The sequence below is a fragment of the Blastococcus sp. CCUG 61487 genome, from assembly GCF_005222955.1.
Taxonomy (GTDB): Bacteria; Actinomycetota; Actinomycetes; order Mycobacteriales; family Geodermatophilaceae; genus Blastococcus.
In genome coordinates, this window is record NZ_LWUA01000047.1 from 1 (window position 1) to 12603 (window position 12603).

The 12603-nt window shown below is 70.6% G+C and carries 16 protein-coding genes; 11 read left to right on the forward strand and 5 right to left on the reverse strand.

The genetic code is table 11. The features are described from left to right. Positions 1–139 precede the first annotated feature (139 nt). Together A6V29_RS04330 and A6V29_RS04335 are read right to left on the reverse strand one after the other, a co-directional pair. Positions 140–841 (reverse strand): hypothetical protein, encoded by a 702-nt coding sequence (locus tag A6V29_RS04330; protein WP_137159158.1) that lies wholly within the window; start codon positions 839–841, stop codon positions 140–142. Between the two features lie 220 nt (positions 842–1061). Beyond that, positions 1062–2771 carry a TM0106 family RecB-like putative nuclease gene (locus tag A6V29_RS04335; RefSeq protein ID WP_137159159.1) on the reverse strand — a complete coding sequence of 570 codons (1710 nt, stop codon included), beginning with the start codon at positions 2769–2771 and terminating at the stop codon, positions 1062–1064. Between the two features lie 119 nt (positions 2772–2890). Here A6V29_RS04335 and A6V29_RS04340 point away from each other — a divergent pair, with 119 nt between their 5' ends. Beyond that, positions 2891–3106 (forward strand): hypothetical protein, encoded by a 216-nt coding sequence (locus A6V29_RS04340; RefSeq protein ID WP_137159160.1) that lies wholly within the window; start codon positions 2891–2893, stop codon positions 3104–3106. A 20-nt stretch (positions 3107–3126) separates the two neighbouring features. Then, positions 3127–4575, forward strand: a complete 1449-nt coding sequence (locus A6V29_RS04345; RefSeq protein ID WP_137159161.1) for a hypothetical protein — start codon at positions 3127–3129, stop codon at positions 4573–4575. Here A6V29_RS04345 and A6V29_RS04350 read toward each other — a convergent pair. After that, positions 4557–4820 carry a hypothetical protein gene (locus A6V29_RS04350; protein WP_137159162.1) on the reverse strand — a complete coding sequence of 88 codons (264 nt, stop codon included), beginning with the start codon at positions 4818–4820 and terminating at the stop codon, positions 4557–4559. The two genes, A6V29_RS04345 and A6V29_RS04350, sit on opposite strands and share 19 nt — an antisense overlap. A 94-nt stretch (positions 4821–4914) precedes the next feature. Here A6V29_RS04350 and A6V29_RS04355 point away from each other — a divergent pair, with 94 nt between their 5' ends. Next, positions 4915–5526 (forward strand): 5' nucleotidase, NT5C type, encoded by a 612-nt coding sequence (locus A6V29_RS04355; protein ID WP_170977683.1) that lies wholly within the window; start codon positions 4915–4917, stop codon positions 5524–5526. A 62-nt stretch (positions 5527–5588) separates the two neighbouring features. Here A6V29_RS04355 and A6V29_RS04360 read toward each other — a convergent pair whose 3' ends face one another. Continuing rightward, the gene (locus tag A6V29_RS04360) at positions 5589–6398 is read right to left on the reverse strand and encodes a metallophosphoesterase (protein ID WP_170977684.1); all 810 of its coding nucleotides are present in this window, start codon (positions 6396–6398) and stop codon (positions 5589–5591) included. Next, the gene (locus A6V29_RS04365) at positions 6395–7246 is read right to left on the reverse strand and encodes a metallophosphoesterase family protein (RefSeq protein WP_137159165.1); all 852 of its coding nucleotides are present in this window, start codon (positions 7244–7246) and stop codon (positions 6395–6397) included. The genes A6V29_RS04360 and A6V29_RS04365 overlap by 4 nt, the downstream gene beginning before the upstream one ends. A gap of 149 nt (positions 7247–7395) precedes the next feature. Between A6V29_RS04365 and A6V29_RS04370 the strand changes: the two genes are divergently transcribed. From A6V29_RS04370 to A6V29_RS04405, 8 genes are all read left to right on the forward strand, one after another. Continuing rightward, positions 7396–8010, forward strand: coding sequence for a hypothetical protein (locus tag A6V29_RS04370; RefSeq protein WP_137159166.1), 615 nt, complete (start codon positions 7396–7398; stop codon positions 8008–8010). Between the two features lie 202 nt (positions 8011–8212). Then, positions 8213–8680 (forward strand): hypothetical protein, encoded by a 468-nt coding sequence (locus A6V29_RS04375; RefSeq protein WP_137159167.1) that lies wholly within the window; start codon positions 8213–8215, stop codon positions 8678–8680. After that, positions 8677–9246, forward strand: coding sequence for a hypothetical protein (locus A6V29_RS04380; protein WP_137159168.1), 570 nt, complete (start codon positions 8677–8679; stop codon positions 9244–9246). The genes A6V29_RS04375 and A6V29_RS04380 overlap by 4 nt, the downstream gene beginning before the upstream one ends. Then, positions 9243–10157, forward strand: a complete 915-nt coding sequence (locus A6V29_RS04385; RefSeq protein ID WP_137159169.1) for a hypothetical protein — start codon at positions 9243–9245, stop codon at positions 10155–10157. The genes A6V29_RS04380 and A6V29_RS04385 overlap by 4 nt, the downstream gene beginning before the upstream one ends. A gap of 137 nt (positions 10158–10294) precedes the next feature. After that, positions 10295–10600, forward strand: a complete 306-nt coding sequence (locus tag A6V29_RS04390; protein WP_137159170.1) for a hypothetical protein — start codon at positions 10295–10297, stop codon at positions 10598–10600. Positions 10601–10662: 62 nt separating this feature from the next. After that, entirely contained in the window at positions 10663–11724 is a 1062-nt protein-coding gene (locus tag A6V29_RS04395) for a hypothetical protein (RefSeq protein WP_137159171.1), read from the forward strand. A 1-nt stretch (position 11725) separates the two neighbouring features. Further along, on the forward strand, positions 11726–12358 hold the full coding sequence (locus A6V29_RS04400; RefSeq protein ID WP_137159172.1) for a DUF6919 domain-containing protein: 633 nt from the start codon (positions 11726–11728) through the stop codon (positions 12356–12358). Positions 12359–12397: 39 nt separating this feature from the next. After that, the coding region (locus tag A6V29_RS04405) for a hypothetical protein (protein ID WP_137159173.1) at positions 12398–12603 on the forward strand (206 nt) is incomplete at its 3' end.

Here is a 12603-nt window from a genome sequence, read left to right on the forward strand (position 1 = left end):
CACCCCACGGGGCACGGCCGCGGCGCCCCCCGATCAAACTGGGGCGTGCGCTGCCCGGTGAGGTTGGCTTGGCCTTATTGATCTAGATGCTTCGCCGACGGAGGCACCGCCAGACCTCAGCAGCCGGCCTCAGGGCTCGTCACGGCAGTACGAGCGGCGCGATGGTGCGCGCCGTGGGAGTGACGGCGGTCCCGAGACCTGGACCGCTGAACACCTCTAGAAAGTCGATTTTCCGACTCTCCCACGACATGGGCGTGGCGCAATCGTCGCATTGACATGTTCCCACCTTCCCGTGTTTGGCGCTCGCCTTGGCCTCGCGCGCGACGATCGCATCTAGGACTTCTTCTCGCGTGAGGATGCGAATACTGGGAGTCGCCGCCACTCCTGGAGTCATAGCGTCCCATTCGACACACGCGAACAAGTCGACGCTGGGAGTCCGCCAGGGGAATGCCCCCCTATTGGCCAACAGATCATTCCTGCTCAGTGCGTTCGCCGACTCGTCGATGAAGTACTTGTAGCCAATTGCGTCGTAGCGGTCGCGCCCCCAGACGATCACACGAGACTTGACCTGGACGGTTAGAACACGATGCGGCGCCTTCGCAGAACTAGCCACGAGTCGCCTTAGTGGGCCGCTGATATTAGAGCCCTTGGCCGTGATCCAGTCTCCGCGACTGACCGCGGCCAGCGGTAGCCACAGGTCAACGGAGGCGTAACTGATACCCGCGTACCCACAGTTCTGACGAGTGGTGTGCCAGAGCGCCCCAGATGTGTACTCGCGCGTCCGGTAGTTCACCGCCTCATCCCAGGGATCACCTCCGCTGAGGCGGTTCATAGTCAGCACGGCAGCAACCAGAAGCTCGCTGTACTCGCCGACGAAGGAGGCATTATTTGCGAGGGACCACGACCGCCCCTGAGGCTGTGCTTGAAAGGCCCGGATTAGCTGCGCGTGTTGTGCTAGATACGTTTCGGGTGTTGGCAATTCTGCCTCCGGACTCGATCGTGGGGTGGTGACGCAGGCCGCTCCGACCGGCGCTGCAGCCGATGCTTGAGCGCGGGCTCCGTCACTTCCTGGGGCGGGACAACCATGCTCGGATGCGTTGGGTTGCTCGAACGTCGTCCCCGTTATAGGCGAGGAGTCTTGCCGTGGCTGTCGCGTCGCCCGACCGCGCCTGCTCGTACCAGGCCTGCGACTGAAGCCCGCCCGGGTCGTCGTCAGACCATTTGAAGTCAGCGCCGTGCACCGCGATCGCCTTAAGGCCGTGGCCGATGCGGGAGTCGAGCGACTTCTCCACGATCTTGCAGAGGTCGATCCAGGCCTCGGGCGCCGCCTCGGCGCACATCTCCGGCATTTCCCGGCCGCTGGTGGACGCGATCCGGCGGAGCTGGCTGCGCTCCGGATGGTGGTAGTGGAAGACGGCCACCGACCGGCCGGCCGCGACGTCCGCCCGGATCGAACCGTCGAGCCAGAGCAGGAAACGCTCGGCCAGGGCGTGCTCGGCCTGCACGTCGTCGACGGTCAGGTCGAGGAACGGCACGTAGGTGCTGTCCTCACCGTCCGTCCGCAGGACGCCCCACAGGTAGACGCGTTCCGGCGAGGGGCTCCACTCGCAGTCGATGTCGTACTCGACGTCCGCGGTGGGCACGGGCGGCGCGTCGGAACGCCGACGGATGTCCAGACCGGCCTCGGCCAGCTCCGCGTGCAACCGCGCCTTCTTCAGGCGCGCCGCCCGGTTCTGCCGGTGCGCGACTTCCTGGTGGTAGTCCTCGGTGAGGATCTCGTCGAGCTCCGCGGCCGCCAGATCGCTCACGGTGACCACGTTCTGCGCACGCAGCGTCAGGTACTCGCGCACCGACAGGACACCGCCGAGCTCCCGGCTCAGGTCGTCGCCGGCCAGCATGTCGACGCACACCGACGCCCATGGACAGTCGCGGCACTCCTCGTGCCCGATGGGCAGGACGAGAGGCGCCGGGTCACCGGGCTCCCCCGTGCGGCGGCGCGCGACATCCGCGACGTCGAAGCGGAAGGCGTGCTCGTGGTCGTACCGCTCCAGCGACGAGCGCCGCCGCTTGCCGGCCGTCCGGGAGAACGTGGTGAACAGCGGCTCGCTCAGGTCGTACCAGCTGAGGACGAGAGGGTCGGGCACGTATCCCTTGGCCCCGTCGGTGCCGAGCACAGAACCCCACGGCTCCGCGGCGGCATGGCCAGCTGCCTCCAGGAGTCGCCAGTAGTGGGCCAGTTGGAGGCAATCGTCCTCACGGTCACCGACGCGGAGCGCGACCCCGGCGCGGACGACGGCCTGCGCGCGAGAAGGTTCGGACGCCAGGCTCACCTCAGCCGAGTCGTTCGGTGATCGGTGCAGCGTCAGGTGATGCTTGATGTCCCCCACGTGATACCCGGGACGTCCGTCGGGGCGGTCTTCCGCCCGGATCAGAAGGTCCGGTTTACCGGTCCGCCCGCCCGCGAGGTCGTCCGGCAGCCGACCACCGACAATGAGGCCGGTCCCGGAGGCGAGGTGCCGCATCGTCTCCGCGATGTGACGGTTCTTGTGCTGCTCGTGAGGGCGCAGGTCGATCGCGTCCGGCGCGGCGGACAGCAGCGTGTCGACGACGTGGTCCTCGAAGGCGCGGCCCTCGTCCAGCAGCTCTTGCACCGCCGGATCGGGCTGCCACTCGACCCGCGGCACGGTGAGGTCGTACTCGTTGTGCGTCGCGCGTGGGCATCGCTTCGCGGCGTACCCGCCCAACAGCACCGGTCGTAGGGCCCCCGTCACACCTTCTCCTTCGGCACCAGCAGGGCGGGATCACAGCGGAGCCGGGCGGTTTCGCCACAACGGGGGACGGCGACGGACGCGGCCCTCCACTCCCCCACCGTTGCCGCCGATGAGACAGCGTGACGGATCAGAACACCGCGCACGGCGCCCACGACTGGTTCCACTGGGCGAGCGACGCCGACCTCTGGAGTTCTGAGGGCGCGGCCGGCCTGGCCCTCGCCTTCGCCGCGATGGAGGGCGGGGCGGACGCCGGATTCGACGCAGCGGGGATGAGCCGGCTGCGATCGGCCTTGCGGCAGGAGGACGCCCCGGCCGTCCACCTCCTGACGTCCTGACCGGGCCGCCGGAGTTGCTCGTGGAGTTCGCGCCCGACGCCTCCCCCACGGTCCAGGTGCTCGCCGCCCAGCGCGCCGATCTGCCCGAGGACGTCGCCGGCCAGCTCGCGCTGTCGACCGACACCGACGTCCTCGTCGCGCTGGTGACGAATCCGGCGGTCGACCCCCTCGTCGTCGGGGGCGTCATCGCCTGGTGCGACCCGACCGGCGTCATCCGCACCGCCTACGAGCACCACTGCGCGGTCGCGCAGCAGGAGCACGAGCCGACGAAGGAGGACGACGGACTCGCCGATCACGCGGCGCCCACGACGGTCGGAGGCGTGGGCGGACAACCGGAGCGGAACCGGTTGTCCGTCGAAGAGACCCGGCGCCTCGCCGTCGAGCTCGACTGGCGCCCGGACCAGCTCCAGCACGTCGTCTCTCCGGACGGCGTGGCCGACCTCGTGCGCCGCACCGACGACACGGAACTCCTCACCGCCACGTTCCACCGAGCACGGGACGAGTTCCGCGCCGTGGCCGCGGCGAATCCCTGCCTGCCGGTTGACCTGGTCGTGCGGGCAGCGGAAGACCCGTCGTGGGAGGTGCGGCTGGCGGCGCTGAGCAACCCGGAGCTGCCCGCTGACCTCATCGAGGTCGGGCTGGCCGAGGCAGCCGAACTGACCGGACGGGATCCCGCCTCCGCCGAGGCGGACGGCATCCGTCGAGCGGTGGCGAGCAACCCGAGCGCGCCGGCTGACGTGCTCGTGGCGCTCGCGGGCGCCGAGCTCGCCGCCGCGGTGTTCACCCTCCTCGCCCACCACCCCGAGACGGCCTGGGGCGGGCTCACGCTGGACGAGCTGATCGACATCGCGGGGGGCGAACCGGACGACCCGCCGCTCAACGGCCTGCCCCTCCTCGACCTGCGGTGGCCCGGCCGTCTCGCGCTCGTCGCCCAGGACCGGTACGACCCCGACCGACTGCTCGGCGAGGCGAACGCCGACGCGGCCGACGGCGGCGACTTCGCCACCGTCGCCGGAGCACTGCTCGACCTGGAGGAGCGCTACGCACGGGAGTGGCATCTATCCAGCCCCATGAGGCAGGTCGCCACCTCGATCGCCGAGGACGAGCGGTGCGACAGTAATCTCGCCGATCGACTGCTCCGCGACCACGACGGCTGCGCGGCCACCATGCACGCGCTGGCCACGAACGGGTCGATCGACGTCGACCGGGCGCTGCGTGCGATGTACGCGTGGACCAATCAGGACCATACCGTCGGGAACGTTCTGGAGGCCGAACGGGCACGTTCCCTGGGGCAGGCCATGCTGGCCACCGGCCGTGGTCCCGATGAGCTGGCCAAGGTGGCAGCTCACCTCGACTCCGTTGGCGACGTCATCCGACAGCTCGGGTACGACCGGGCCGACACCCTCGTCGACGCCGCCGTCCACACGGCTCTCCACCGTCCTCGGGCCGGTCAGGCGACGTCCATGTAGGACAGCCAGTTGGTGCGCGTGTGGTGCTTCTCCCGCCCGTCGCAGCGCTCCGGCCACGAGCGGTCGGGCCCCAGCGGTCCTGTCCACTCGATCGTGGCGCTGCACCAGCACATCCGTCCCGGGCCGTGGTCGCGCCCCAGCCTCGGAGCCGCGGGGGGAGGCGGGTCCATCCGACGGTCGAGCGTGTTCGGCGGGTCGCTCGGATAGGCCAGCCGGCCGTTGATGGGGTTGTGCGTAGTGTTCATGCGGTCTCCTTGCTGGTCGGTTCGGTTCCCCATGTCGAGGGACCGGGAGGACGGCGGGGTCAAGCGGCGGGGCCCGGCTGCCGACAGACGGACCGTGAGCTGCACCCCCTTCGTCCTCGGTCTGGACCTGGACGGGGTCTGCGCGGACTACACCGGCGGATTCCGTCGCTTCGTCGCCCAGGACCGAGGGGTGGCGCCGGAGACGCTGCCCGACCCCGTCGACTGGGACTGGGCGCTCTGCGGCTGGGACATCGACTCCCGCGACGAGTACCTGGCTCTGCACGCCCGCGCGGTCAACGCCGGCCTCTTCCGTCACCTGGAGCCCCTGCCGGGGGTGTCGGCTGCCCTGTGGCGCCTGTCGGACGCCGGCGTCCACATCCGCGTGATCACGCATCGTCTCGTCGTCAACGGTGGCCACGGAGCGGCGGCGGGCGACACGGTCGCCTGGCTGGAGCGGTACCGCATCCCGTTCCGCGATCTCTGCTTCGTGGCCGACAAGCCGCAGGTCGGCGCTGATCTCTACCTCGACGACAGTCCGGGCAATCTCGCAGCCTTCCGCGAGGCGGGGCTGGCGGCGCTGGTGTTCGACCAGCCGTACAACCGGCACGTGCCCGGACAGCGTGTCCATGACTGGACGGCGGCCGCGGACGCGATCCTCGCCGTCCGAGACGCGCCCGAGACAGCACGCGCCTCGTCGACCATCTGACGCCGGCGCGCCCGCGTTCGACGCCCCTAGGACCTCGCGCCTCCGCTGCCCCGGCTCGCCCTTCACAGCTCCACCACGAGCCACGAATCCTCCACCCGGTAGCCGGGCTCCCCGTGCCCTGCGGCAGGGTCACAGGTGAGGCCGTCGACGACGGTGCCGTTGGGCAGCGTCTGGGTGTACCGGTGGTGCAGGTGGCCGTGGATCAGCCGCGCAGGTCCCAGGGCGTCGACGATGCGCTGGATCCGGTCCTGGTTGGGGTACGCCGCCTCGGCGGTCTTCCGGTTGAAGGACGGCGCGCTGTCCCGAGGCTTGTCGTGGGTGAGGAGCAGGTCGACACGCCCCCCGGCGGCGATGATCCGGTCGGTCTCGTCGTCGGTGAGCTCCTCGTCGGGGAACCACAGCGTCCCGGCGTAGTCCCTCGGGGCACCCGCGTTCCGATGAGCGAGCGCACGCCGCGCGGCCCTGTCGGTTTTCTGCTGTTCGGCGGCCAGGCGCCGGTCCTTGTCGAGCGAGGCCGCTCCTCCGGCAGCCAGCAGCCGGGAGGAGCCCCAGGTCCAGCGGTGCCCGCGTGGGGCGTATCGGACGTGGTCGCGGACGACGATCAGTCCGTCGTCGTCCCGGTCCTGGTAGGTGCGGCGGAGCAGGACAACGTTGTCGTGGTTGCCGTCGAGGAAGGCGCACCGGACGCCGTGTTGCCGGGCCCGCCGATCCACCTTGTCGAGGAACAGGCGTCCGTCGTGCTGGTGCTCCCAGTAGCCGAAGTCACCCACCACGAAAACCCACGGACACCCCTCGCGTACGGCTACGCGCAGCAGGTGGTCGACGTGAGCTGTCTGGCCGTGGGTGTCGCCGACGAACAGCACCCGGGTCACCAGGCGTCGCCCTGGGTGCCGGTGTCCGCCAACAACCGGTCGAAGTCCGGTGCGCACGGGACGACCAGCGTGTTGCCCTGCATGGGCTCGCGGGCCAGACCGCTCACCCGGGTCCGCCCACCCCAGGGGGACTCGTCGGTCACGAGGTCGTAGCGGCGGTGCAGGTGACCGTGCAGATGCAGTTTCGGACGCAGGGCCGTCACGAGCCGGTCCAGTCGTCGCTGATGCGCCTGGCTGCGCCGGAAGTCGTCCTCCGACCACCGGAACGGCATGTGCTGCCACCAGGCGCCCGGCGCCTGGCCGAGCGCCGGCTCGACCCAGGCAGGGCGATCGTGGCTCAGCAGGACGTCGGTCACGCCGACTTCCGCGACGACACGGTCGATGTCCGCATCGGTGAGCTCCTCCTCGAGCCACCAGTCCGCCCCGTAGGTGCGGACGGCAGCGTCCACCGACACCGCTCCCCCGACGGCGGTCCAGCGGCACCCGCCCCACGTCCACGACGCCCCGCGGGGCAGATGCCAGACGTGCGGCCGGCACGGGTGCAGGCCGGTGACGGGATCGGTGGGCAACCGGTCGAGGAGGCCGACATGCCGGTCGTGGTTCCCGTCCAGCCACAGGAACGTGACCCCGTGCTCCACGCAGGCGCCGCTGACCGCATCCATCGCCCGCGCGGACCGGGCCGGGTGGGTGCCGAAGGTGTCACCGAGCTGCACGATCGTGGAAAGCCCTGCCTCGGCGGCCCCCTGGACCAGTCCCAGCAGGTGCGGCTCGCTGCCGTGGGCGTCGCCGACCACCAGCACCCGACCGTCGGCCGGCATCGCAAGAGGGCTCTCCCCCGCAGTGCTCATGCAGGCACCTCCCCTCGATGGTCCTGCGCCGGAAACGGCTGCGGTGGTCAATCATTTTGGGCTATGTTACCCAGACCGGAGGGATCGTGTGTCGGCATTTCTCCTAGGCTCGAAAGGTGACCACTCATCTGGATGAACGGAGACTCCTCGTGAGCGCACGTCAGGTGGCGCGCTTCTGGGGGGTCACGCCGATAGCCGTCCGCCAGGCGAGCGACACCGGCTTGCTCACCCCGCACCGCACCGCGCGTGCCGGCGCGGCAGAAGACGCTGACGTCGTCCACTACGACGCCGACGAGGTGCTGGAGATGGGACGCCGACCGTTCATTGACGAACGACACCTGGTCTCCGCGTTCGATGACTGGAGCGTGCTGTTCGTGCAGCAGGCCGGTCCGCGCTGGCTTCATCACACGGACGACGACTTCTCCTGGCGGACCATGTGGGGCTGGACGGCCGAGGCCAGCGACGAGGAGAAGCTCCTGTCCGCGAGTGGCTGGTGGCCCGTGGACCACAGGCGACGCGACGGTGTACGGGCCATCGTCTCGACCGTCAGTTCCTTCGTCGTCACCCTGGCAGTCGTCGATCCAGAGCAACCCGTCGCGGACGAGCGCACCGACATCGGGCGGGTTCGCTTCAACGTCGCGCCGGCCACCGAGGAGACCACGGTGGGCAGGGCACTCCTCGCCGTGTTCAGCGGTCGCCGCATACCGGTCAAGCCCGGAAGCAACCGACTGATCCCTCGACCGGGGGGCTCTGCGCTCGGCTGATGGCAGCACTGGTCAAGGTGGTCTAGCGTTTTGCTCGCTTCTATGGCTGGAGGAGGAGGTCGAGCATGACTGGACGAACAACTGGGCAAGGGGCCGCATGACACTTCCCGACGCCGATCCTCGGAGTCCCCTGCCGTCCCCGACCCGTCGTCAGGTCCAGCTGCAGCGAGCGGCTCAGGCGAACGAGCGTGCGCTGCTCCGTGTGCTGCACGACCTCCGGCAACTGACCGATGACGTCCTCGGTCCGGGCGAGGACCGACTGGTGGTCTTCCGGCTCGAACCGGGTGAGGAGCAGCCCCGGCTCACCTCGGTGGAGCTGGCCTGCGCGACGGACCGGGTGACCCGCGGTCAGGGCGCGGACGACCGCGCCGCCTGCACCGAACTGCACGCCGACCTGGTGTGGGCGCTCGGCATGCACACGGCGAGCAGCTGCCCAGGAGGCCTCGCGGTCGCCATCGACCAGCAGATGATCGCGGGCTACCCCGAGGGCCATTGCGGCCACTGGGACGGCGAGCCCGCCTTCGAGTTTTCCGCCGAGCGGCCGGCGCTGCTGGAGGCGTCGACACCCGAGCCGTACTGCTGCGCCGGGCACCTCGTCCCCGCTTTGCTGGAGCGCTACGGGCTCGAGCCACCTACCCGCCGGACCATCCACGACTGCGACGAGGCGTGACCGACGATGACGACGCGGACATCGAGGCGATCGTGCTCGAATCGCTCCGCCGGCTGCACCCGTTCCCGGTGACCTGGGAGCAGGCGGAGGCGACCTTCGCGGACGACACCCGGGCCGACCTGGCAGGGCTGGCCCGCGAGCACCTGGCACTGCAGTACCTCGGTAACCCCTACGAGGACGATCCGGATCCGCTGGGTGTGCTCGCCCCGGTTCTCTGGCGGCTGGCCCACTCCAATGGCGAGCCCAACCAGGTGTGGTGCGGAGCCGGGTGGCACCGTCTGGTCGCCGAGACCGACCGACGGCTGGCCGAGATCGACCCGTGGTACTCCCTGGGCCAGGTGAAGGAGAAGTACGGCCTGCTGAGGTACTACGCCAGGCCGTCGTCGGTGACCGACCTGGACGAGGAGTGTCACCGGCAGTTCCGCGCGATCATCTCTTCGGCCGAGGTCGCCAGCGGATTTCTCTGCGAGGTCTGTGGCCACGCCGATGCCCAACTGCTGGGCGTAGGACGCGGCCGGACACGAACGCTGTGCGACAGCCACACCCGCTGGGGCGTGCAGCCGTGACTCCGACGGTCGTCGCCCGGTCCAGCCGGCGTCCGATCACCTTCGATCCCGACGAGGTCGAGTTCGAGCTGCTGTCGGAGCTCGAGGAGTGGCTTTCGAGCTTCCGGGTCGTCCACCGGCGAACGCTCCGCCCGATCCTGGAGGACGAGGTGCGCCGGCGTCTTCGCCGGCACGCGCGCACCCGGGCCGACGACGGACGCCGGTGGGTGCCGATCCGCCCGACGCGAGAGCAGCTGCACCGGTCGCAGCTCACGCGCGCCATTGTCGGGGTCAGCCACTACCGGTTCCCCACCGCGGTGGCGCTGGCATGGGCGGTGTCCGGCGTGGAGCCGGACGTCGCCAATCGATGGGCCCCGGACCGCTCGCCGTGGCGACCCACGTGCTCGGACGAGGAGGGGGTCTCCCGCTTCGACGCCCTGGATCGCGCCCGCGTCTGGCAGGAGCACCTGGCGGCGGAGACGCTGGACCCGCGGCGGCCCTGGCTGCTCGACCCGGAAGTCCTCGTCCACGGCGAGGCCGTTCGCACTGGTCCTCTGCGGGATCCGGGAAGCCTCCAGCCCTACCTGCGAGCCGGCTTCAGCGAGGCGGCAGCCCTCACCTGGCACCGGCTGCTGTCGGAGCAGGAGCTCGTCGGCAGGGACCGGGCCACCCTGCCCACCGCCCTCGCCTGGCGCCAGGCCGGGGTGGGCCTCCCGGCCCTGCATCGCTGGTCGGCGCAAGGGCCCATCCCGAAGGGCGGACCACGCTACCCGATCGCCTGGCAGGCGGCGTTCCTGCACGCAGGGTGCCCCGACCTGCAGACCGCACTGCCCTGGCTGGACCTCGTGCGACAACGACGGGGGCTCACCATCCAGGACGCCGTCCTGCTCTTCCGCACCACCCCGATCGAGTGGGTGCACGCCTGGGCCTGAGTCATGGGGCAGGGCACCCCAACGGGCCAGTCGCCCCCTCGCGCGCTGAAGCGTTTCGTCCGAACTGCCGACTACTCGTCCGAGCCGGCTCATGAGGCCGGCGGCCTGGCCGCAGACACAGGAACGGGAGACCCACCATGACCACCTCCGACGGCGGGCCGCCTGACGATTTCGACCGACAGATGCGCGAAGAGGACCTCGATGCCCTCGAGCGACTCCGCGGGGATGAGGAACCGGACCCGAAGGCGGTCGAGGACCACGTGCGCGGCCTGCTCGCCAGCGACGGGTCCTGGGAGGACCTTCCCGCCGGCACCGTCGTTCCTCTCGGAGACGTGATGGACCTGGCGAAGCGGGCCCTCGAGGTGCGGACGCAATTGCTGGACGGCCCGGTCGAGTGGGCGCTCGCCTACGTGCGCGCCGGACTGCCCGGCAGCGCCGACTGACCATGCCCGCCTCTCCTGCCCCGGTCTCGGGCTGGAATCCCTGGGCCTGTCACGACTGCTCGGTGCCGATCGGCGGAACCGGCCCGGTCGCGCTGTGCCACGTCCACGAGGCGAGCTTTCAGAGCCACTGGGCGCCCGCGGGGATCACCCGAGACGAGGCGATCACGGACGGCGCGATCGAGCTGGATCTGCTGGCCCTGCACGCCGTGCTCGCTCGCGGGCTCAACACCTGGCTGACGAAGCACGAGCCCGACGTGGACCTCGACGTCCACGCGCACGTCGCCGAGGCGCTGGGTGCGCACACCGATCGCGTCACCGCACGCACGGTGGTGGTGCGGATGTCGCCCAACGACGTCCGACAGATGCGGGGCCTCGGTCCCTCGGACCGGGACGCGGTCATCCATCGGGCCGCCGTCGGCATGACGGCCTACCGGTGTCCCGCGATCGCCGGGCTGGTGTGGCGGCTGTCCGGTGTGGAGCCCGCGGTGGCCAACCGGTTCGAAGAACGCATGCGCGAGCGCGGCCGGACCACCGGGGGCACGCGCTGCCAGCCGACCAGCCGCGTCGAGGTGGTCGAAGCACCGCACCTCCATCCACTCCTGGCCTGGTCCGCAGCCCGGGACTGGCAGCGCCACCTCACCGGCGATCCGGAGGCGGAGGTGGATCCGGCGCTCCTGGCCGATGTCGCCGACCAGCTCGAGCGTCACTGGCCCTTCTTCCGGCGCCCGCGCAGCATGGAGGCCTACCGGCACCACGGCTTCACCGACGATGACGCCGTCGCCTGGCACCGCCTCCTGGTGCAGACCGGGGCCGTCACGGCCGGCGAAGGTGCCGCTGACACCGCGGCGTCATGGCGCGAGCACGGTCTGCACCCTGCCGATGTGTCCGCCTGGCTCGGGAACGCGCCGAGCCTCCTGCACGGCCGCTCAGCCTTCCAGCGGCACCCCCAGCGGCACGCCGAGCTGCGCGACGTCGGGTTCCCGGCGCTTGCCGATGCACTGCCCTGGCTGGAGCTGTGGGAGCGACACCCCGGCATGACGGCGACGGAGCTGTTCGATCACTGGCGCACTGGCACACCGGTCGAGTGGGCGGATGCCTTCGAGCACAGCCCCGGGAGGCGATGACGTGGACGACGAGTGGGACGAGGTCCCGGCCGGGGAGCACCAGGACTGGGCCACCACGACATCCGTGGCAGACGTGGGCGAACTCGTGGCCCAGTGGCTGGAGGGCACCAGAAGGTGGATCCCGACGTACATCGGCAGCACGCCACATCCGGAGACCCGTGGCCACATCCGGGATGCACTCGCCAGGGTCAACCGTGCCGGTTGGGTGACCGACTCCAGCCAGCCGGGTCTGCGGCACTCCGGCCTGCGGCAGCGGGCGTACGTGAGCGGCATCGCGGCTCCCGTGCTGACGAGGTACGCCGAGCACCTGAGCTCGGACAGCGACGTGGTCGTCCTTCGCGCCGTCCGCCTGCCCGAACTCTCGCCGGAGATCAACCTCGTTGTGACCGTCAGGGACGGGCAGCCCGCCACCTGGCTGGGGAATTGGGCTCCGCCCGACCGCGACGTCCTGCTCTACGCCCCGCTCCCGCCGGCGGCGGCCAACGCCGTCCGGTCGGCCGAGGCGCTCCAGGTGTTCGACCCGGTGTGGGGCCGCGACGACGTCCTGTGGCCGTGGCTGCACCGTCTGGCCGCCGACCTGAGCGACGGCACCGCCACGCGCTGGTGGGACGACGGTGACCTGGCTCGGCCGTGAGTACGGCACCCATGTGCAGATCTGCCTGCAGGGCGACGGGTGACGCGCGAGGTGCGGCCACCTGACGAACTCATCGAGCGGCACGTCCGGCGGATCCGCGATCACCTGGCCCAGACCGGCACCTGGATCACTGCTTGGCGCAAGGTCGACCCCGCCGATCAGGTGGACGAGACGGCAGCGCGGGACACCCTGCGTTCGGCACTGCGCCGGCTGAACGCCGAACAGTGTCGACGGCGCCTGAAAAC